The following is a 21,950-nucleotide window of genomic DNA, read 5'->3' as shown; positions in this document are numbered from 1 at the left end:
CCGGCAATGACGCCACTAAATGGTCCGAATAGCCAGGAGCAACGCAAGGAAGTCGTAAACAAGTGATTAAGGAAAATTAACGGGGCACACATGAAATCTAAATTTCCGTATAAGAAAACGATACTGACGCAAAGCATATCGCTGCTGCTTGGCACCAGCGTAATGTTACCGGCGATGGCGCAGCAGACACCGGATGATGACCTGGTTGAGGTGATTGAGGTTACCGGCCTGAAGTCCAGTCTTACCGAAGCAGCATCCATCAAACAAAATTCAGTCGGCGTAGTCGACGCGATTTCCGCTGAAGACATTGGTAAATTCCCGGATACTAACCTGGCAGAGTCGTTACAGCGCATTACCGGCGTATCCATCAGCCGCTCCAACGGTGAAGGTAACGAAGTCACCGTGCGCGGTTTTGGTGGTGAGAATAACATGATCACCCTCAACGGCCGTATGATGCCTGCCGCTCAAACCTACGGCGGCGGCAGTGGCGCCGACGGCACTACCCGTGGTGGCGGTACCCGCGCGTTTAACTTTGGTAACCTGGCATCAGACGGTGTTCGCGCCGTAGAGGTGTATAAAACCAGTAAGGCCAATATCGCTACCGGCGGGATTGGTGCCACCATCAACATCATTACCGCACGACCGCTGGATAATCCGGGCTTTAGCGCCACAGTGGGCGCCAAAGCCGTACACGACACTACGAACCGCGCCGGTGACGACATTACACCAGAACTTTCAGGCCTGATGAACTGGACCAACGAAGAGGCCACTTTCGGGGTGAATGTGGCAGCAGTGGTACAACAGCGTGATTCGGGTTACGCCGGTGCTACGGTAAACGACTGGAACATTGGTACCTGGGGCGATCCTAACGACCCGGATACGCTGTTTAACAATGCCGACATGTCGATTTATCAGAATACGCCGGAGGCCGGGCAATTGTACGCTCGTCCAAACGATTTACGTTACGCCTTTTCCGATACTCAACGGGATCGGACTAACGCCCAAATCACCATGCAATACGCGCCCACCGACAACATTACCGCCACGCTGGACTATGTATTTGCCGAAAACGAAATCACCGAACATCGCGGCGAAATCACTAACTGGGTACAAAACGGTTCTAACGTCACCAGCGTTATCTTTGATGATGGCCCGGTGGCCACGCCTATCTACATAGCCGAGAACTATAACGGCACCGTGGATGAAGGTTACGAGCAACAGTATCGTGAACAAACCAACACCCTGAACTCGCTTGGCTTTAATGTGGTGTACCACGTAAGCGATGCGCTTTCGCTGAACTTCGACGTACATAACTCCAAAATGGAAAGCTTACCCAGCGGCCCCAGCGACAACCTGGCAACCGGCGAAATTGCCGTGGGCATAGGCGCACCTTCGGTGGCCTCTCGGGAATGGTGGTACGACAGCGAACTGCCCAGCTACCGCAACGTTTACGACGACTCCTTACGGGGCAATAACAACGGGACAGTTGATGCCGGCGATGTGGGCTCATCCATTCTGCGCTTCCGTCACGCATCTCAGGTTACCGAGATCACTCAGTTTAAGTTTGACGGTACTTATTACATGGATAACGGCAAGTTCCAATTTGGTGCCGAAGGCCGCGCAATGGAAATGAATGCCCGCCAGACTGCCGGTGACAACATGACATTAGGTAACTGGGGTATTGCCAACCCGGGCGAGTTCTCTGATGGCCTGCTGGAACAAATCAATGTGGGCGGCCTGTTTGATGACTACGACATCGGCGAAAGCCAGGGCATCGGTTTTATTGCCGATCCGGTAGCGCTGGCGCGGGAAGGCATTGCCCTGTACCCGTCAGATGCTAACTTCTTTGGTGTCAGCAGCGTGTTTTCCAATAATGACACGGTGAAGGAAGACACCATGGCGGCCTACTTCCAGGTGCACATTGAAGCTGAATGGAACGATATGCCCATTAACGTGCTGGCCGGTATGCGCTACGAAACCACCGATGTGGAGTCCACCTCTCTGGTGACGCCACCAAGCTACCTGATCTGGGAAAACAACAACGACTTCGCGTTGTATACCGATCCGTCAACCTCAGCACAGCCGCTGTCTGTTGACGCGGATTACGACAACCTGCTGCCCAGCCTTGATTTTGACATCATGCTGACCGACGACGTTAAAGCCCGTTTCTCGTACAGTAAAACCATTGCCCGTGCTGGCTACGGCTCACTGCGGGTTTCGCCCAGTGGCTTTGGTTTAACCGGCTCAACTATCAATGGGGCCAGAGCGACGGCGTCGTCTTCCAACCCGGGGCTGTTACCGCTGGAGTCGGATAACTTCGACCTGTCGTTCGAGTACTACTACGACGACAGCAGTTACGCGTCTTTTGGTTTCTTTGAAAAACGCGTTGCCAACTTTATTGGTACCGGCCAGCAGGACAGAACCTTCTTTGGTATTCAGGACCAGACCTCAGGCCCGCGTGCTATCGCCGCTGCCCAGGCCCTTCGCGACCGCGGCTTTGCGGTAGACGATACCTCGTTGTTTGCGATGATGGTATTGCTTGAACACCCTGAGGCGTTCCCTAACGGTGCCGATGACTACACCGGTTCTGCCGAACAAATTCTGCAGTTAGGTGAAACTCCGGGATGGGATCTTATCCCGCAGCAAGGCGATCCGGAGCTGGTATTCCGTACCTCGTATCCACAAAACAACAAGGAAGCCAAACTGTACGGTGCCGAACTGGCGGTACAGCACTTCTTTGGTGAAACCGGCTTTGGTGTGCAGGCTAACTACACCATCGTGCGTGGTGACATAGGTTTCGATAATACCGGCAACCCGAATGTCTCGCAGTTTGCCCTGACCGGCCTGAGTGACACAGCCAACCTGGTATTACTGTACGAGAACTACGGCTGGACGGCACGTTTCGCCCTCAACTGGCGTGATGAATTCCTCAACCGGGCTAACTACAAAGGGTCTAACAACCCGGCCTATATTGAGGACTATTATCAGCTGGATGCTAACGTCAGTTACGCCGTTAACGACAACCTTACGGTATTTGTGGAAGGCATCAACATTACCGGCGAAAACAGCCGCGAACATGGCCGAACCGCTAACCAGTTGTGGTATCTCGAAGACCTCGGTGCGCGCTACCAGTTAGGCGCCCGGTACACCTTCTGATCACCGTTTTAAGTAACACAAGGCCACTTCGGTGGCCTTCTTACGTTTAAAAAAGGTAAGCAATGCACAATAACAATTACACCCTGCTCGATAATGTCACGCACAAAGATCTGCGTGTCATCCCCCACTACAGCGCCAACTTCGGCGACAATGTTGCATCTGTTCCGGTGTTCGCTACCGAACTGGCCAACGTCATCAAACACTATCCGGTACTGTTCTATCCCACCGATAAAACCACCAGCGATTTTACCATGGTGGCGTTACTCGGGCTGGAAGCCGGCGAAAACCTGTTTCTCAACGAAACACTGCCAGAAAGCTACCAGGCCCTGCGTCAACAGTCTGGCTGGGCGGCAGACTATGTGCCGGCCACAGTCGCCCGCGGCCCTTTTGCCATTGGTCTGCATGAAAATGGTAATCAGGTGATGGTCCATGTGGATGCCAGCCATCCCAAACTTTCTACCGAGCAGGGCAAACCGCTGTTTTTACCCAAGGGCGGTAACTCCGACTACTTAAACCGCATCAGTTCAATACTGGCGGTGATCCATAACGGCGTACAGGTCACCAGTGACATGGTGAGTATGTGGCACTCTATGGGGTTACTGGAGCCTATGACTGTAGACATTGAGCTGGTTGATGGCTCCAAACACACTCTCGGTGGCCATTTTGCTGTCAGCGAGGAGAAAGTCGCAGCCCTTTCAGCCACCGATTTACACACCCTGCATCAGCACAATTACCTGCAAGGGCTGTATCTGGCGATGACATCACTGAATAACCTCCAGACCCTTATAGACCTGAAAAACATCCGCATACATCAGGAGCTGCGGGCCTATGCCTGATAGTCTGTCGACCATTAGCACCACGGTGAAGGAGTTGGCTGCGGCGAGTGCGCCTGCTGCAGAGACGCTGGCTGAGGCTGCCCAACCGGTTGTCTTACGCGGTATCGCTGAAGACTGGGCGCTTACCCGCCAGTCAGCATCAGGCCCCGCCGGTGCTGCCGCCTATCTGAAACCTTTTTATAATGGCCGGCCATCGATGATTTACCGGGCGCCGGCCAGCATTAACGGCCGCTATTTCTATACCGAAGATGCCAGCTCGCTGAATTACCAGAGTGTCACCGGCCGGGTCGATGCGTTTTTAGATGAACTCGCCGGAGAATCCCAGGATGAGTCGCTTTATATGGCGTCGGCACCACTGGATAAGTTTTTTCCGGGTCTTAAGGATGCCGTGCGTTTTAGCCAGCCAGCGCAGCTAAACCCCGATGCGGAATACGATCCTTTGGTGAGTATCTGGGTGGGCAACCGGTCGCTGGCGTCCTGCCATTTCGACAATATGGAAAACATTGCCTGCTGTGTGGCCGGGCGGCGTAGAATTATCGTCTTTCCGCCGGAGCAAATAGCCAATCTGTATCCCGGTCCGGTAGAACGCACGCCAGGCGGCCAGGTTATCAGCATGGTGGACTTTCATCAGCCGGACTTTACTCGTTACCCGCGTTTTGCTGAAGCCCTTAAGCATGCGCAGATCGCCGAGCTGGCGCCCGGTGACGGGATTTTCATTCCCAGTATGTGGTGGCATCAGGTAGAAGGCCTGAGCGATTTTAACGTACTGGTGAATTACTGGTGGTCGCAGGCACCATCGCTGGCCGGCTCTGGCATGCCGGCACTGTTCCATGCCATGCTGGCCATTCGCGACAGGCCCGAGCGTGAGAAAGCGGCTTTTAAGGCGTTGTTCGATTATTACGTGTTTGGCGATAGCAACTTGCCCCAGGCGCATTTACCCGAGTCAGGTAAAGGCGTACTAGGCAACATAGACGAAGTCACCGCCCGGCGTTTACGCGCTATTATTATCAATCAGTTAAATAAGTAACCCGCTCATGACAACACCACCCAAACAAATAGTAATAGCCGGCGGCGGCACCGCAGGATGGATAGCCGCCGTAGCGCTGGCCCGCAAAATGGGGCCACTGGTTAATATCAGACTGGTGGAATCCAGCACAATTGGCACCATTGGAGTGGGAGAAGCGACCATTCCACCTTTACGTACGTTTCATAAATTGCTGCAAATAGACGAGCAGGCGTTTATGCGCGCCACCGCCGCCACTTTTAAGCTTGGCATCCGGTTTGAAAACTGGGGGCGCATTGGTGAGCAGTACATTCACTCTTTTGGTATGACCGGTCAGCAAAGCTGGCTGGCCGAGTTTGTGCACTTTTATCTGAGCGCCAAAGCCCGCGGGCTGGAAGGCGACTACGGTGACTATTGCTTTGAGCTCGAAGCCGCTCGTCAGCACAAATTTGCCACCTCAGCGCAAAGCAATATTCAGTATGCCTATCACCTGGATGCTGGCAATTACGTAGCGTTTCTAAAGCGCTTTTGCAGCAACCTCGGCGTTACCCATTGCGATGGGGTTATCAGCCAGGTTCTGCAACACGATAATGGCGATATTAAAGCGCTCAGACTGGCCAGTGGCGAGCTGATCGAAGGTGACTTTTTTATCGATTGCACCGGCTTTAAAGGGCTGCTAATTGAGGAAACCCTGCACACCGGTTACGAAGACTGGTCGCACTGGTTACTCTGTGACAGCGCCTGTGCCGTACAAACCACCAGCACGGAGCCAGCCGCGCCCTTTACCCGCTCTGCCGCGCATCATGCCGGTTGGCAGTGGGAAATTCCGCTGCAGCACCGCACCGGCAATGGCAACGTTTACAGTAGCGCGTTTATGGATGACAACGAAGCCAGCGAACAGCTTATGCAAAACGTTAAGGGCGAAGCGATTACCACACCCAGAACCCTGCGTTTTAAAACCGGCCGACGTAACAAAGCCTGGCATCGCAACTGCCTGGCTCTGGGCCTGGCCAGTGGCTTTGTGGAGCCGCTGGAGTCCACCAGTATTCATCTGGTGATTATGGGGATCACCCGGTTTATGCAGTTGTTTCCTCACGGCGGCAATTATCAGGCGCTGACAGACGAATACAACCAGCAAACCCAACTGGAGCTGGAACGCATTCGCGACTTTATTATTCTGCATTATCACGTCACCCAGCGCGACGACAGCCCGTTTTGGGAGCACTGTAAAAACATGACTGTCCCAGACTCTCTGCAAACGCGCATTGCCTTATTTAAAGAGCAGGCGCATGCCTTCCAGAAGCAGAACGAACTGTTCCGGGTAGACTCCTGGGCGCAGGTAATGCTGGGCCAGGGCGTAACGCCGGATTATCACCATCCGGCTGCCGCCATGCTGTCGGATGCACAACTTAATCAGTCTATGCAGCAGCAACGCCAGCGAGTGCTTCAGGCCGTCGCTCAGTTGCCCGCTCATGAAGACTTTATACGCCGCTACTGCGCCACACCACAAAAGGCCGAGGCCCTTTTGTGAGTGATACCGTATAAAGCACACATTTACCGAAGTACCAAAAGGAGATTCAATGTCAGTTAAATCCATCCCATCACGTGTGCTTGGCGCATCCGGGCTTGCAGTCAGTGAAGTCGGCTTGGGCTGCTGGCAGCTGGGTGGCGACTTCGGCCCCATTGACGAGCCCACGGCAAAAGCCATACTCGAACAAGCCGTTGCCGACGGCATTACGTTTTTCGATACCGCCGATGTCTATGGCGCCGGGCAGAGTGAGAGCTACGTGGGCGAAGTACTGGCAGCGATTGCACCTAGTGCGGTAATCGCCACCAAATATGGCCGCGGCGAAGGCACCTACCCGGATGGTTATTCCCTGCAGAACCTGCGCGACTCAGTAAAACGCGCCCAGGACCGATTACAGCGGGACAGCCTGGACTTACTGCAACTGCACTGTATCCCGGAGCAAATACTCAGCGAAGGCGCTATTTTTGACTGGCTCCGTGAAGTTCAGCAGGAAGGCCATATACAGCATTTCGGCGCCAGTGTGGAAACCCTGCGCGAAGCGCACATTTGTTTGCAGCATGCCGACCTGACCTCACTGCAAATCATTTTTAACCTGATGCGCCAGCGCCCGGTCACCGAGTTGCTGGAACAGGCCGCAGCCCAACGGGTGGGCATTATCGTACGTCTGCCGCTGGCCAGTGGCATGTTAACCGGTAAGTTTGATCAGCACACCCGGTTTGCCGACAGCGATCACCGCAACTTTAATAAAGACGGCGATGCCTTCAGCGTGGGCGAAACCTTCAGCGGTATCGAGTTCAATAAAGGTCTGGCACTGGTTAAGCAGTTGGAAGACTTTAAACCGGCGTCACTCAACATGGCGCAATTTGCCATGCGCTGGATCCTCGATCATCCGGCCGTGTCGGCCATTATTCCTGGCGCCAGCTCTGCCAGACAGGTAACGCAAAATGCTGCCATCGCCGGTGTACCGCCGCTCGATGAAGAATTGCATAACGCCCTGTTTGCGTTCTATATAAAAGATATAGAGCCACTCATTCGCTGCGAGGTTTAACCCACCTTTTTTGCAGTCAGTGGCATGCTCTCCCATTGCAGTCACTGACTCGCTTTTTTCCACCCCTCTCAAATGATGAAATCACAATAGCGATAACCGATACCGTAATTTTAATTGCCCGCCAGATTGATAACCTTTTGTTTACAATTAAAAACGGAGAGACTGCGTGCTAAAACCACTTCTTGCTGTCGCCATTGCCGGCGCCTTTGCCACTGCATCAACAATCACCCTGGCGGCTACCCCTAAGCTTAATGATAAGCAGTATTTCAGCCAGCCGAGTCTGGATGTGGTTGTGTTCAGCAACTGGTACAACGGTTTATTTGGTGATTCCAAAATTAGTGGTGTTGAGCTGATTCATTTTGGCGAGCGCACCGCAACCAATGGCGATGTGAGGCTCAGTGCCACGCCTGAACAGTGGGATCCCATTCCCACCTTTGTGGAGCGCAAAGTCGATCAGGCATCGGGTACCATCAGCGCCACTCTCGCGTATCCGGAGTATGATTTTACCTACACCATTACCGCCAGGCCCATCAACAACGGCGTTGAAATTACCCTGTCGTCGCCCAACCCGCTACCGCCCGCTCTGGAAGGTAAAGCCGGCTTCAATATGGAATTCTTACCAGCCACCTATATGGAAACCAGCTTTCTGGCCGACGGCAAACCCGGCAGCTTCCCGCTCTACCCCACTGGCGTAAAAGAAATCATCGGCGAGCATGAGCCACAACCACTGGCTACCGGCCAACACCTGGTACTCGCTCCGGAAAGCCCGCAGAAACGGGTGTCCGTCAAGTCAGAATCATTGCCTCTGGCACTTTATGACGGGCGTGCTAAGGCCCAGAATGGCTGGTATGTGGTGCGAGGTCTGCTGCCTGCCGGTAAAAGCGGTACGCTGGCGAAATGGCAGCTAACGGCCAGTACCGATGACAACTGGTTACGTGCTCCGGTTATTGGCCATTCACAGGTAGGTTATCTGCCGCAACAAACCAAGCGCGCAGTCATCGAGCTGGATGCCAGAGCCACACTGTCCGGCGATGCCGAGTTATTACGGGTGAATCCCGACGGGACCACAACCACCGTTAAAAAGCGCCAGCCTGAAAAGCACGACAACTACACCCGCTATCAGTATGCGGTGTTTGATTTCAGCGATGTCACCACCAGCGGTGTGTACCAGCTGCGCTATGGCGAAACCACCACCGCGCCATTTTCGATTGATGCCTCGGTGCTGGATAACGCCTGGCACCCTACCCTCGACCACTATTTCCCGGTACAGATGGATCACATGCTGATCAACGAGGCCTACCGGGTGTGGCATGGCGCCTCTCACCTGGATGATGCTTTGCAGGCACCGGTAAATCACACCCACTTTGATTTATATGCTCAGGGGCCCACTACCGATACACCCTACGAACCGGGCGAGCATATTCCAGGGCTAAATGTAGGCGGCTGGTATGATGCCGGCGATTACGATATCCGCACGCAAACGCAGTATCACACCATTACCTCACTGGTGCAGACCTGGGAAGAATTTGGCCTGACCCGTGATACCACGCTGGTTGATTACGAACGCAAATATGTGGATATTCATGTGCCGGACGGCAAGCCCGATCTGTTACAGCAAATAGAGCACGGCAGTCTGGCATTGCTGGCGCAGTATAAAGCCGTAGGCCACGCTATTCCTGGCATTATCGTGCCCGATTTAAGCCAATATACTCACCTTGGCGACGGCCTCACCATGACCGACAATCTGATCTACGATCCGGCCATGAGTGATACCGAATCGGATGGCACTCGCAGCGGCGTATTTGACGACCGCTGGGCGTTTACCAGTAAATCCACCCCGCTTAACTACGGCTCTATGGCAGCACTGGCCGCAGCGAGTCGGGCACTGGCCGACTATAATCCTGCCCTGGCGGCCGAATGCCGCGACACCGCTATTGCCGCTTGGCAGGAGGAAGCGGGCCATGCACCGGACATATTTAAGGTGGGCAATACCACCGGCGGTGGTCTGGAAGAGGAAAAACTCAAAGCTGCAGTAGAGCTGCTGATTACCACCGGCGACAAAAAATACCAGCGCGCAGTAAAAGACTTACTGCCCTATATCGAAGGGGAATTCAATCGTGCGGCGGTGATTGCTATTCGCGCTCTACCGCACATGGACAAGGCTTATGCACAGCGCATTCGCCGGGCGGCACAGCAATATAAACCAGCGCTTGAAGCCGCCACCAGCAAAAACCCGTTCGGTGTCACCATTACCGAATACGGCTGGGCGGGCAATGCCACTGTTTTGCAGATGGCAATTACCCAGTACTACCTCCACACTGCCTTTCCTGATTTATTCGATTCTGAGTTAATTTACCGCTCTCTCGACTACCTGTACGGCACCCACCCGGACTCCGACATTTCCTTTGTTTCTAATGTCGGTACGGTTTCGAAAAAGGTGGCGTATGGTATGAACCGGGCAGACTACTCGTTTATCAGTGGTGCCATCGTACCGGGGGTATTAATTCTGAAGCCGGACTTGCCGGAGAACAAAGAAAACTGGCCGTTCCTGTGGGGCGAAAATGAGTATGTGATCAACGTAGGCGGGCTTTATCTGTTTACTGTGAATGCTGCTCTTGCGCTGGCAGAGCGCTAGTCTGGCAAGAAAGTCAGTTCACCCGGGATGGGTGAACTGACTTATGATTACTCGTCGGCAAAGTCCTCGGTATCAATGTCGGCCTGAGCGCCGGCCGGATAACGAGCCCCTTTCACCGTCTGGCGATTGATCAGCTCATCGGCCTTCACCAGCAATTCCGGTGGCAGTTGCAGGCCGCTGGCCTGTAAATCTTCTATAAGGTGTGCTTCGCTGCTGGTACCCGGCAGTGCGTGAATATGCTCTCCCTGCGCCAGTACCCAGGCCATGGCTAACTGTGCCGGGGTAATGTCTGCAGAGGCCGCCAGTGATGCAAAGTCGGCATACAACTGCTGATTAGCAGCCCAGTTATCGCCCTGGAAGCGGGGCATTCCTTTACGAATATCACCCTCGCCCATGCTGGCCGGATCGACGCCACCAGCAAGATAACCACGAGCCAGCGGACTGAATGCCACAAAGTCTACACCGAGGTCTTTACAGGCATCGAGCACCGCGATTTCGGCATTGCGGGTCCACAGGGAATACTCGGTTTGCAGCGCCGCAATGGGATATTCGCCATGAGCTTTTCGCAGCGTTTCAGCCGAGACTTCCGATAATCCCACAGCGCCTATTTTGCCGGCTTTAACCATATCACCCAAGGTACCCACGCTTTCCTCTACCGGCACGTCCGGATCAATACGGTGCAGATAATACAGGTCGATGTGGTCTGTTTGCAGGCTGGTTAACGCAGTATCCAGGGTGGCCTTTAAAGTGGCCGGATGGCCATCAATAGTGCGCTTGCCGTTAACGCCGGTCATGCCGCATTTACTGGCCAGAAAGATATCCTGGCGAAACGGCTTAATCGCCTCGCCAACCATCTTTTCGTTACTGCCAAAACCATACAGTGCTGCTGTATCAAAATGCGTGACACCCGCCTCAAAGGCTTTGGTCAGCAGGCTGGTCGCCGTGGCCTGATCGACCTTTTTGGCATAGGCATGGTTGAGGTTCATACACCCCAGGCCAATTTCTGATACCAGGCGGCCAGCCAGTTTGCGTTGTAACATAGCGCTAATCCCTTCGGTTTACTGAGTACTGAGATAAATTACTGTGCGTTTAGCTGCTGCTCAAGCTCATACAGTACACGATAACAGTCAAAGACCTTAGCAACACTGCTATTCGGCTCGCGCCCTTCGTTGATGGCCGCGACAAACTCTCGGTCCTGCAGCTCAATACCGTTCATCGACACATCTACCTGCGACACATCAATGGCATTTTCCCGGCCGTCCACCAAGTCATCATAACGGGCTATATAGGTGCCGTTGTCACAGATATAGCGGAAGAACGTGCCCAGCGGGCCGTCGTTATTAAATGATAAAGACAGCGTACACACAGCGCCATTTTCGGCCAACAGTTGAATAGACATATCCATGGCGATACCCAGCTCCGGGTGAATTGGCCCCTGGATAGCATTCGCCTTAACCACTTTGCTGCCTGCCTGATAGGCAAACAAATCTACCGTGTGAGCGGCATGGTGCCACAGCAGGTGATCGGTCCATGAACGCGGCTCGCCTTTGGCATTAATGTTCTTGCGGCGAAAGAAATAAGTCTGCACATCCATTTGCTGAATGTTGAGCTCACCGGCGGTAATTTTGTTATGCACATACTGGTGCGACGGGTTAAAGCGACGGGTATGACCCACCATGCACACCTTACCGGTTTCTTCCTGTACTTTGAGCACTTCCTGGGCGTCTTCCCAGCTGTCAGCCAGCGGAATTTCAACCTGCACATGCTTGCCCGCTTTCATACAGGCAATCGCCTGGGCGGCATGCATCTGCGTTGGGGTGCACAGGATCACGGCATCGGCATCACTCTCCAGCGCCTCTTCCAGCGAGGTATAAACATTGGGGATGGCATATTCGTCTGCCACCGCCTGGGTTTTCGCTGCGTTACGACCTACCAGGCCTACTACCTCAGCGCTATCAATATTTTTCAGACCATCTAAATGCTTGATGCCAAATGCACCCGGTCCTACGACAACAATCTTCATAAAAACTCCCGTTTCGTTACTACCGGCGGTAATATCTGCCGGCACGGTGTCTAATCCGCCCAGTACAGGCGCATAGGGTTATCAATCAGTAATTTTTTCTGCAGTGCCTCAGTTGGCGCAATTCTGGGGATCATATCCACCAGATGGCCATCGTCAGGCATGTGCGACTTCATATTCGGATGCGGCCAGTCGGTACCCCACAAAACACGGTCCGGGAAGCGCTCCACCACGGTTCTGGCAAATGGCACCACATCTTCGTAGCTGCCTGTTGGGCCGACTTTTGAGATGCGCTCCGGGCAGCTGACCTTGCTCCAGAAGTTTTCGTTCTCTGCCAGCAGCTTTAAAAATAGCGCAAACTCAGGGCCATCCACCGGCTGACTCACATCCGGGCGCCCCATATGATCCACCACCACTGTGGTTGGCAACGCAGTAAAGAATTCGTGTAGCTCGGGCAGCTCCTGGGCTTCGAAGTAGATCACAATATGCCAGCCCAAAGGTTTAATTTTATCGGCAATCACTTTTAGCGCGTCGAACGGCAATGCATCCACCAGACGCTTCACAAAGTTAAAGCGAACCCCGCGCACGCCCGCTTCATGCAAACGTTGCAGCTCTTCATCGGTAATAGACTCGGTGACCGTAGCGACTCCACGGGCCAGACCATTGGAGTGATTCAGCGCATCCACCAGCGCCCGGTTATCAGCACCATGGCAGGTTGCCTGAACAATCACGTTGCGGCTGAAACCAAGGTGATCACGCAATGCCCACAACTGATCTTTAGACGCATCACAAGGGGTGTACTTACGCTGTGGCGCAAAAGGAAACTGATCACCAGGGCCAAACACATGACAGTGCGCATCCACCGCGCCTTCCGGTACCTTAAAGTGTGGTACCGATGGTGACTGATGCCAGTGCAACCAGTCAGCATCTACAACAAATTGGCTCATGACCCGCTCCTGAGTATTGGTTGCCCGTTTATGCCTGTTGGGTAACAACCTATTGATTGGCCGGACTTTCAGCGCTTCGCAAAAACTGCCATGACGAAAAAGTACAATCAAAAGATAAAAATATACAATGTCGTTTGCGATACTAAAGCGCTGGCCCGAACAGTATTTACACTACAGTATGCGCCAACTGCTGCGCGCAAGCAGTTTAGAAAACTGCTAAACGCCATTAGTTTTTCCTATATCGAAAATGTAAAGTCGCATTATCCGAAAACAACAAAAACCAATAAAGCTGATTTATTACATAGTGTTACACATTTAATCCTGCCTTAAAAAAGCATACTTAAGTAATTAAGCTTGTGATCATTTACGTTTTTGCTGGCGAAACTCACCGGCGGTAGTGCCTTCCATCTGTTTGAAGAAGCGACAAAAATAACCGGTGTCTTTAAAGCCTAAGGTAAGCGCTATCTCATCCAGGGTTTGCCGGGTGTAAATTAACCGCCGCCGGGCTTCACTGATCAGTCGCTGATGCACCAGTCGCTTAGGCGTTTGCGAGAGTTGCTGACGACAGATACGGCTTAAGGTAGATACCGAAACAAACAGTTTTTCGGCATACTCATCAATAGTCATGTGATCCTGGTAATGCTTGTCGATAAGTTCGCGAAAACCCAGCAGAATGCGGTTTTCACGGCCGGAAGGCCCGCTTTGAACCGCGTCGAGCTGGCGTTGCCGGGCAATAGTGATAAACAGCAGCTTTAACAACATCCGGATAGTGGTAGAGGCGCCGGGATCGCTGATGTGCATTTCGTCGGCCAGCATCATCAGATAGCTGAAATACCGCTCCGCCTGGCGGGCACTGCGAAACTCAATGGTTTGCGGCAGCCACACCAGCTGGTTAAACGCACTGACATCCTCACCCATTTCCATATTGGCAATCACATCAGCGTTGATGGATAACACAAAGCCTTTGGTGTTGGGCGCAAAGTGAAAGCCATGCACGACCCCGGGCGGTAACGTGACCACCCAGTTGCCAGACAGGTTATGTACCTCGTCATCGAGCTGCACCTGCCACTGGCTGTCGAAGGCGCAGATGATCTGCGCCAGATTAGCATGCCGGTGGGGCTTTATCTCCCAGCCTAAGTCGGCACTGCGCGACTGAATATCCTCCAGATGTACAAAGTCTGGCTGCATGCGCATAAAGGATTCGCCGTAGAGATCGTAAAACGGGATCTGCTTTTGCGTTGTGGTCAACACGGTTCTCCTGGCGGCTTAATGACGGCCACGGGCAGTGACAAAAAATTAACAAGTGAACAAAAAGTACAACACTTTAACGGATAAGTGAATAACAATTGTGGCCGGTGTCTTCCATTATTTAATCATCAGAATTGATTTGTTCACCGGGAGTCATTGCTATGAAGACAAAAACGCAGGTTGCTATTATCGGCTCTGGACCATCAGGCTTATTACTGGGGCAACTGCTAAATAAAGCGGGTATCGACAACATTATTGTTGAGCGGGTCAGCCCGGACTACATACTCGGCCGTATTCGCGCCGGTATTCTTGAGCAGGGCTTTGTCGACCTGGTGAGGGAGGCGGGCGTCAATCAGCGCATGGATGAAGAAGGCCATGTGCACGACGGCTTTGATATTGCCTATTACGGCAAGCGTTACCGCATTGACCTCAATAAACTCACCGAAGGCAGCACGGTCATGTGCTACGGCCAGACCGAAATCACCCGGGATTTAATGGCGGCTCGTGACGCAGCCGGCCTCACCAGCTTTTATGAGAGCCAGGATGTTCAGCTGCACAATGTGGCCAGCGACTCGCCGCAGGTTACGCTGTTTAAAGACGGCGAAACCATCACCATCGATTGTGACTACATCGCTGGCTGCGATGGCTTTCATGGGATTTCACGGCAGACCATTCCCGCCGAAAAGCGCACTGAGCACGAGCGCGTTTATCCCTTCGGCTGGCTGGGTTTACTGGCCGACGTACCACCGGTAAGTGATGAGCTGATTTATTGTAAAACCGAGCGCGGCTTTGCCCTGGCGAGCATGCGCTCTGCTACCCGCTCCCGCTATTATTTGCAGGTACCGTTAACCGACAAAGTGGAAAACTGGTCAGATGAAGCCTTCTGGGATGAGCTTAAAAAGCGCCTGCCAGAAGACAGCGCCAGTAACCTGATCACCGGGCCGAGTATAGAAAAATCGATTGCGCCACTGCGCAGCTTTGTGTGTGAGCCCATGCAATGGGGCAACCTGTATCTGGTTGGTGATGCCGCGCATATCGTACCGCCCACCGGCGCGAAAGGGCTCAACCTGGCCGCATCCGACGTTTCCACCCTGTACAAGTTGCTGCAAAAGCGTTACGCCCATGGCGATTTAACCGCCCCGCAACGTTACTCTGAAATTGCGCTGCGCCGGGTATGGCATGGCGAGCGTTTTTCCTGGTGGATGAGCAATATGCTGCACGACTTTGAGCAGGGCGAAGTGAACGGTATGCATAAAGCGACCTTCGATCGCTTTATGCAGTCTGAACTGGATTTTTACCTGACCCACGAAGAAGGCCAGAAAGTGATTGCCCGCCAGTATGTAGGCATGCCTTACGAAGAAGTAAACTGATAACGCTGTTCCTGCATAACGTAGCGTCTGCGCTTTAACCAGACGCTACAATTTTCCAAGGCTGAATTCGCTCTTGCCGCTGTTGATAACCAGATACTCCTCACCATTTTTGTTAACCTGTCGGGCAATATCAACCCACTGATAAAACACATTTCGATGGACTAATGCCTTGAGCCCACGGTGCAGCGTAACATAAGGACGGGGCTGGTCGGGATTGCTGTGATCGACTTCCAACGGGTGGCTCTCAGATAACACAGCCGCATGACCTAAGTTTGAAATCACCTCAATAGCCGGGCCTTCTTCGGTGTTGTGCGTTTGCCACTGAGTGATCACGAATGGCGCATCTTCAACCTGAATGCGCACTTTTTCGGCCGGCGTTTTAAGGAAATACTCGTCGCCCTCCTTAAGCAGTACACTGGCAAATAACTTCACCAACCGTTCCCGCCCAATGGGACTACCCATGTACCACCAGCTGCCATCGGCCTTAATAACCATATCGATGTCACCACAAAAAGGCGGATGCCATTTATCGAAGGGCGGTGCCGCGTCGAGGTTTTCTATCTGTTTGGTAAGCGTTTGCAGATCCATGCCGTCATCACCTGGATTTGTTAGTTAATCATTGAAGAGAGACTCGCCATAAGGCAGAGATCGCCACGTCAGATTAGAGTGTATCACTCTACATTGTTATCAATAAAAAAAACCAACCTATATCTAAACGCTCCCGGCAATCAGAAAGCCCAAATAACCGAGTCGCCAACGCACTATATTTGGTTTTAGGGATTAGCTGCCAGTCTCCTTGCTTTTAAGAAAGAACAAGATTGCAGCATCAGGTGGATTTAACTGACAGACTACCCTTTACCAATCGCTACAGAGCCATGCTCTGAATTGCCCACCGGTTTATAGTGCTGAATCAGCATTAATGCAGTAAAAGCCATAAGCGTTGCAACCATATCTTTCCAGTCGAAATACATTTCTGGAATGAAAGCCTGATGAATCTCCCACAACAACGCCCCGCAGGTAATACTTATAATGCAGTTGCTAAGTTTTCTGTTAGTCACAGAATGGGCAAAAGTAACGTAACCAGACACCAGAATCACTATATATAAATAGCTCATCACCAAACCCAGCAGCACATCCAGCCCACCATTAATGCCGATATAGACTTCACGATTTAATTTAATTGCCAGCGACAATATCGCCGACAGAGTGAACATGATTAAATGAATTGCTCTGTTATCCATTACAATCTCCTAACCAGAAATTAGCTGTGTTAACCATAAATGATAGGCGGCACCTGGAAAGCTGTACTCAGGGTTAGAAAATACAAAATCAGTAGTAGAAAGTGCAAAGATTGGTTTTCCTACAGGGTTAAGCTATGGCTGCCTCAGATACGCACTTACCGTGTTTGTGCACCACATAACCTAACACCCCACCGAAGATATCCATTAACGCATGCAAGGCAATTACCACCCACAGCGACTCGGTAAGCACATAGATAATGCCTAACACCATACCAATAACACCGGTTCGCAGCACATTGGCCCAGCCCTGATAGAGATGACACAAACCAAATAAAAAGCTACCCAGCACCAGACTCACCCACACGCCCAGAGGCTCAGCAAACACCGCCAGGAAGAAGCCCCGGAATAACAGCTCCTCGCAAATACCGGCCGACATCGACACCCCACACGTAAACCAATACAGCTCACGCTTATTGGCAGGCATCAGCCAGCTGTGGGGTTGCATGGCATCAAATAACTGTTGATATTGCGGAGTACCGGGCTGAATACTGCGGATAAGCCAGAACACATAAGCCAGCCCCATCATGACTAATACCGCGCCAGCCCAGTTGGCCCAGCTGTTTTGCCAGGTAAGCCCCAGACTCTGTGCCGACACAATGTTGAACGGCAACAGCATGAGTAAAACACTGGTTGGCAGCCACAAAAAACCAATAGTTTCTTTGTACATGGCGAGTTTGGTTTTACGCCCTGCGATAACCGCCAGTTTACTCTTATCCGCTTCCCACAAGCTGTATAACACCATGCCGGCCATCATCGCCAATACCAGCCACTCGCCTGAATGTAATGCCATTTTGCTTGCCCTCTCTACACTGAAAATTCACTGAAACCAGCTTAAAGAGTGGCAATTTATAAATAAATACATTAAAAATTAGAGTTACTTATACTTTTAGTTTACATAATGATTAATCCTAAAGATCTCGCCATATTCTGTAAGGTTGCTGAGACGGGCAATATGTCTCGCGTGGCCGAGTCAGAAGCCAAAACTGTAATGGCCATCAGCAAGCAAATTGCCAGGTTAGAGGCGCAGCTTGGCCAGGCGTTGTTTATTCGCTCCCGAAGACAGTTGCTATTAACCGAGTTTGGCAAAGCGTTTAAACACAAAAGCGAGGCTTTACTGGAACAACACCAGTCGCTCATGCAATGGAGCCACACCAAAGCCACGGTAGTCAGCGGCGAGCTGAGAGTGCTGTGCCAGAGCAATGAGGTGGTCACTGAAACTCTGGTGCCCTGGATGGCCGAATTTACTGCGCAATATCCCGAGCTCACCTTATCGCTGGATGTAAAAGAATCACTCATCAATATTCGCGATGACGACTATGACGTGTTCTGGTCGGTGGGAGATTACCTGGGTGACAGATACCCGGGGTTAAAACGCCGCTCCATCTGGAAAACCCGATACGGGGTATTTGCCTCGCCGGCTTACCTTAAAGCTCATGGTACGCCCAACCACCCGGACCAATTAGCAGAGCATAAGGTCATCGGCTATCTGTACAACCAGCCAAGCAACGTATTGGTGCTGCAAGACAGTAACGGCGAGCACATTTACGCCACACCTCACTGCCAGATAAAAACCGTTGCAGGCATTGTAGAACTGGCCGAAGCAGGCCTGGGGCTCATAAACGCACCGGTGGAATCTGGCCACATTCAGCGGCTGTTACAACAGGACAAACTCGCCTCGGTACTGCAGGACTATTGGTGGCAGGATGCCGAAGTGTACGCCTATTACCACCCATCAACACCCACACAGGCAAAGGTACGGGTATTTCTGGATTTCTTTTTGGCTAAACGCGAAGAGTGGCAGTTTTAAGTAGGCCATACTCAAACGGCATTAGGGAATAATTAACGCATTTGCCTTAAGAGTCGGTGATCTATTGAGTAATATAAATTTACGAGTTTAACTCCTGTTGGATTCTTATATACAGAGCCTGAATATATGAACTTTATTCAATATTTTGTATATCCTAATTTTATACGTATTTCCGTATAAATCAATTTGTACAACAGAGCGCGAAAAAGATGATTGTGAAGGTTAACACCGCGAAAGATTTAAGTGCCGTCATCAGAGACAGCAGAAAGTCCAGAGGCTGGACGCAAGCTAACTTAGCTAAACGTATCGGCGTCTATCAAAGGGATATTTCTAACTATGAAACAAAACCTGAAAAAGTCTCTGTCGATATGCTCATCAAACTCTGTGCAGCACTAGACTTAAAATTGACTGTCGACGACCAGCCTAACAATGAAGTGTCTGCAACGACTGCGCCTATCGATAAGAAATCACTGAGGTTCTAATGGTACCAGAATCATATACACGCACAGTTTTTAAACTCATGAAAGAATATGCGGTAGGTCAGCCCCATTAAAAGTGGACGCATAAGCTTTATTGCTCCCCGGATTGATAGAGTTACAGATGCTGACTCATATAAGCCAGTGCGGTTTCAAACGCGGATTTCTGAAAACCTTTTAAACCGGTCTCGCTGAATTCTATAAACACGCGACTTTCTTTTAACGCCGTTTTAATCTCGGTGGGCGGCATTACGATAACCTGCACCCCGTTTAGCAACTCCAGCGCCGCCTCTAATTTAAAGCCAATAGCGCCACCAGCAAACTTGCCCTTCATCGGGCGCTGGCGGATAACGATGGTCTCAATCTTGTAATCCTGCACCAGTTGCGCGAAGGATTTCTGAAAATACTTAAGCTCATGAGCGGTAGCGGCTTTCTGTAAGCTCAGTTTACGGGTACGGCAATCAGGAAGCTGAATCAGGCCATTTTCCAGATTCATCAGGGCAATGTTGGCATCATTTCCGGCCAGTTCTACACCACATACACGCATTACAAAACTCCACTATAAATATCAGCCTGAAGTATATCGGATTTAGCGAGGTTGCGGGCTGGTTTTAGTGATTTTCCGATGGTGAAAATTCAGAGGGTGTATGTTTAACGGTTACCAGGGAGTATTTAAAACGTATGTCTTAATAAACGTTGGTTATTTATTACATTTTGCTTTGCAAGCAACCGATTTGTAGACTCGACTTTAGTAACATTTCAAGGAATGTATAGATGGAACTACTGATCGTTTTGTTGATCGCATTTTTGCCTTTTATAGTTATTTTCTCGGCGATTGCCGTCATTGCCAAGTCCTTGCATAAACGATCTCGGGTTCCTTTTGAATATTCTGACATGATCAGAATCCCGGCCTTTACCCTCATTCAAAATCAAAGAGATGAAACGTTTAATATGCTGCAGTGGACTTTCATGTCCGCCATATATTTTCAGCTACCTTTCTCCATTCCAACACTTGCCCGACTGCTTGGATTCGAAAGTAAAATTGGACAATGGTGGCTCTACGCGGGCATCTTTTCCATTGTTGCAGTTTACGCTTTAGTTAAAGCAGTACAGGCTTTTACCAAGCTCCGAAATATAAGACTCGGCATCGAAGCAGAATGGGCTGTTTCTTACGCGTTATCAAAAATTACGGATCCTAATGTTCGAGTTTTTCATGATATTCAAGGGCCAAATTTTAATATTGACCACGTAGTTACCTACCCCGGTGGTGTGTTGGCGATTGAAACCAAAGGAAGAAGAAAGCCGAATATCAAAAACTCAAGACAAACCCACAAGGTGGTAGTGCAAGGTAACGAGATCCAATTTCCTCATGGCCCCGACACGTCAATAATCGAACAAGCAACTCGCCAGGCAACCTGGCTGTCTAAAGAGTTAAGTAAAAGCACAGGCATGGAAGTAATCACCAGCCCCCTGGTAGTTATCCCAGGCTGGTTTATTGAAAACAAACAAAAGCCAACCGTACCAGTAATGAACCATAAATCACTGACCAAGTATTACAGTCTAACGAAAAAAACTATACTTAACCCCAATCCTGTTTAAGAAATTGAACTAAATGCCTGTTCCCAGATCGGATCTTTCGACCAAGAACGATTCAATCAAACAAAAGGAACAGGCATGAAGAAGTTAGTAGAATTATTTTGCGATGTCGATGATTTTTGCAAAGTGTTTATCCCTCAATGGCAAAAGCAGCTGCTGGAAGACGGTACTCGAAAAAGACAACGAGCTTGCCGTATGTCAATGAGTGAAATGATGACCATTATTATCGGTTTCCACATGTCACATCATCGTGATTTTAAGAATTATTACTTGGGGTATGTTCACGCTTTTTATCGTAAAGACTTCCCTGTTCTACTCAGTTACACGCGTTTTTTAGAAGTGATGCCTCGTACTATTGTCCCCATGTGTGCCTATTTTAGTTCGCTTAAGGGCAAGCCTACAGGCATCGAATTCATTGACTCAACGAGTTTAAAAGTCTGCCACAACATTCGCATTCCCAGACATAAAACCTTCGACGGAATTGCACAAAGAGGAAAAGGCACCATGGGCTGGTTTTATGGTTTCAAACTACACTTAATCGTCAATCATCACGGCGAAATAGTCGCAGCAAAAGTGACGACGGGTAATGTTCATGACACAAAACCTGTTGAGGAATTAGCTCAACATTTACCGGGTAAATTGTACGGAGACAAGGGCTATTTAAGCAAAGCACTTGAAGCTAATTTATTTGATAAAGGCGTCGAACTTATCACCACGGTTCGCAAAAATATGAAAGCAAAAGCGATGTCTTTATGGGACAGAGCAATGCTTTCAAAACGCTTCATTATTGAAACCATCAACGACCAATTGAAGAACATTTCATTCATTGAGCACTCAAGACATCGCAGTATGAACGGTTTTACGCTTAATCTGATGGCAGGCCTGGTTGCTTACTGCCTCAAGGAAAACAAGCCATCACTTGATATTACTGATGTTGAGCGTAATTCAATGGTCGTGGCTTAAGCCGATCTCGGGTTAC

General features: G+C 50.8%; 19 protein-coding genes. 11 read left to right on the top strand and 8 right to left on the bottom strand.

Going from position 1 to position 21,950, the window contains the following annotated elements:
- Positions 1-90: 90 nt before the first annotated feature.
- The 6 genes from C6Y40_RS01315 to C6Y40_RS01290 all read left to right on the top strand — a co-directional run bounded on the left by C6Y40_RS01315 (position 91) and on the right by C6Y40_RS01290 (position 10,206).
- The gene (locus C6Y40_RS01315; RefSeq protein WP_105932965.1) at positions 91-3,156 is read left to right on the top strand and encodes a TonB-dependent receptor; all 3,066 of its coding nucleotides are present in this window, start codon (positions 91-93) and stop codon (positions 3,154-3,156) included.
- Positions 3,157-3,218: 62 nt separating this feature from the next.
- Positions 3,219-3,992 carry a SapC family protein gene (locus C6Y40_RS01310; protein ID WP_105932964.1) on the top strand — a complete coding sequence of 258 codons (774 nt, stop codon included), beginning with the start codon at positions 3,219-3,221 and terminating at the stop codon, positions 3,990-3,992.
- Complete coding sequence (locus tag C6Y40_RS01305) at positions 3,985-5,019, top strand: cupin-like domain-containing protein (protein ID WP_105932963.1); 1,035 nt, start codon at positions 3,985-3,987, stop codon at positions 5,017-5,019. The genes C6Y40_RS01310 and C6Y40_RS01305 overlap by 8 nt, the downstream gene beginning before the upstream one ends.
- A 7-nt stretch (positions 5,020-5,026) precedes the next feature.
- On the top strand, positions 5,027-6,526 hold the full coding sequence (locus tag C6Y40_RS01300; RefSeq protein WP_105932962.1) for a tryptophan halogenase family protein: 1,500 nt from the start codon (positions 5,027-5,029) through the stop codon (positions 6,524-6,526).
- Positions 6,527-6,575: 49 nt separating this feature from the next.
- Positions 6,576-7,571, top strand: a complete 996-nt coding sequence (locus C6Y40_RS01295) for an aldo/keto reductase (protein WP_240621810.1) — start codon at positions 6,576-6,578, stop codon at positions 7,569-7,571.
- 166 nt (positions 7,572-7,737) lie between these two features.
- On the top strand, positions 7,738-10,206 hold the full coding sequence (locus C6Y40_RS01290; protein ID WP_105932961.1) for a glycoside hydrolase family 9 protein: 2,469 nt from the start codon (positions 7,738-7,740) through the stop codon (positions 10,204-10,206).
- A 47-nt stretch (positions 10,207-10,253) separates the two neighbouring features.
- Here the strand turns inward: C6Y40_RS01290 and C6Y40_RS01285 are convergent, their stop codons facing one another.
- From C6Y40_RS01285 to C6Y40_RS01270, 4 genes are all read right to left on the bottom strand, one after another.
- Complete coding sequence (locus tag C6Y40_RS01285) at positions 10,254-11,246, bottom strand: aldo/keto reductase (protein WP_105932960.1); 993 nt, start codon at positions 11,244-11,246, stop codon at positions 10,254-10,256.
- Positions 11,247-11,284: 38 nt separating this feature from the next.
- The gene (locus C6Y40_RS01280; RefSeq protein WP_105932972.1) at positions 11,285-12,229 is read right to left on the bottom strand and encodes a Gfo/Idh/MocA family oxidoreductase; all 945 of its coding nucleotides are present in this window, start codon (positions 12,227-12,229) and stop codon (positions 11,285-11,287) included.
- A 50-nt stretch (positions 12,230-12,279) separates the two neighbouring features.
- On the bottom strand, positions 12,280-13,173 hold the full coding sequence (locus C6Y40_RS01275) for an amidohydrolase family protein (RefSeq protein ID WP_105932959.1): 894 nt from the start codon (positions 13,171-13,173) through the stop codon (positions 12,280-12,282).
- Positions 13,174-13,533: 360 nt separating this feature from the next.
- Complete coding sequence (locus tag C6Y40_RS01270; RefSeq protein WP_105932958.1) at positions 13,534-14,421, bottom strand: helix-turn-helix domain-containing protein; 888 nt, start codon at positions 14,419-14,421, stop codon at positions 13,534-13,536.
- 161 nt (positions 14,422-14,582) lie between these two features.
- On the opposite strand from C6Y40_RS01270, the gene pobA reads away from it, so the two are divergent.
- Complete coding sequence (gene pobA, locus C6Y40_RS01265; protein ID WP_105932957.1) at positions 14,583-15,791, top strand: 4-hydroxybenzoate 3-monooxygenase; 1,209 nt, start codon at positions 14,583-14,585, stop codon at positions 15,789-15,791.
- Positions 15,792-15,836: 45 nt separating this feature from the next.
- Here pobA and C6Y40_RS01260 read toward each other — a convergent pair whose 3' ends face one another.
- The 3 genes from C6Y40_RS01260 to C6Y40_RS01250 all read right to left on the bottom strand — a co-directional run bounded on the left by C6Y40_RS01260 (position 15,837) and on the right by C6Y40_RS01250 (position 17,882).
- Positions 15,837-16,379, bottom strand: coding sequence for a DUF1285 domain-containing protein (locus C6Y40_RS01260; RefSeq protein WP_105932956.1), 543 nt, complete (start codon positions 16,377-16,379; stop codon positions 15,837-15,839).
- Positions 16,380-16,639: 260 nt separating this feature from the next.
- The gene (locus C6Y40_RS01255) at positions 16,640-17,032 is read right to left on the bottom strand and encodes a hypothetical protein (protein WP_105932955.1); all 393 of its coding nucleotides are present in this window, start codon (positions 17,030-17,032) and stop codon (positions 16,640-16,642) included.
- Between the two features lie 127 nt (positions 17,033-17,159).
- Positions 17,160-17,882, bottom strand: coding sequence for a CPBP family intramembrane glutamic endopeptidase (locus tag C6Y40_RS01250; protein WP_105932954.1), 723 nt, complete (start codon positions 17,880-17,882; stop codon positions 17,160-17,162).
- A 108-nt stretch (positions 17,883-17,990) separates the two neighbouring features.
- On the opposite strand from C6Y40_RS01250, the gene C6Y40_RS01245 reads away from it, so the two are divergent.
- Both C6Y40_RS01245 and C6Y40_RS01240 read left to right on the top strand, forming a co-directional pair.
- Entirely contained in the window at positions 17,991-18,899 is a 909-nt protein-coding gene (locus C6Y40_RS01245; protein ID WP_170308383.1) for a LysR family transcriptional regulator, read from the top strand.
- Positions 18,900-19,075: 176 nt separating this feature from the next.
- Positions 19,076-19,381 carry a helix-turn-helix domain-containing protein gene (locus tag C6Y40_RS01240; protein ID WP_276309501.1) on the top strand — a complete coding sequence of 102 codons (306 nt, stop codon included), beginning with the start codon at positions 19,076-19,078 and terminating at the stop codon, positions 19,379-19,381.
- 112 nt (positions 19,382-19,493) lie between these two features.
- Here the strand turns inward: C6Y40_RS01240 and C6Y40_RS01235 are convergent, their stop codons facing one another.
- Positions 19,494-19,922: a DUF3010 family protein gene (locus tag C6Y40_RS01235; RefSeq protein WP_105932952.1), complete on the bottom strand. Its 429-nt coding sequence runs from the start codon at positions 19,920-19,922 to the stop codon at positions 19,494-19,496.
- Between the two features lie 227 nt (positions 19,923-20,149).
- Between C6Y40_RS01235 and C6Y40_RS01230 the strand changes: the two genes are divergently transcribed.
- The gene (locus C6Y40_RS01230) at positions 20,150-20,974 is read left to right on the top strand and encodes a nuclease-related domain-containing protein (RefSeq protein WP_105932951.1); all 825 of its coding nucleotides are present in this window, start codon (positions 20,150-20,152) and stop codon (positions 20,972-20,974) included.
- A 75-nt stretch (positions 20,975-21,049) separates the two neighbouring features.
- The gene (locus C6Y40_RS01225; RefSeq protein WP_105932938.1) at positions 21,050-21,934 is read left to right on the top strand and encodes an IS982 family transposase; all 885 of its coding nucleotides are present in this window, start codon (positions 21,050-21,052) and stop codon (positions 21,932-21,934) included.
- Positions 21,935-21,950: the final 16 nt, after the last annotated feature.

This window comes from Marisediminitalea alba, from assembly GCF_002993365.1.
Classification (GTDB): Bacteria; Pseudomonadota; Gammaproteobacteria; order Enterobacterales; family Alteromonadaceae; genus Alteromonas; species Alteromonas alba.
The sequence above is the reverse complement of the archived record's forward strand: the minus strand, read 5'-3'. Positions and strand labels throughout refer to the sequence as shown.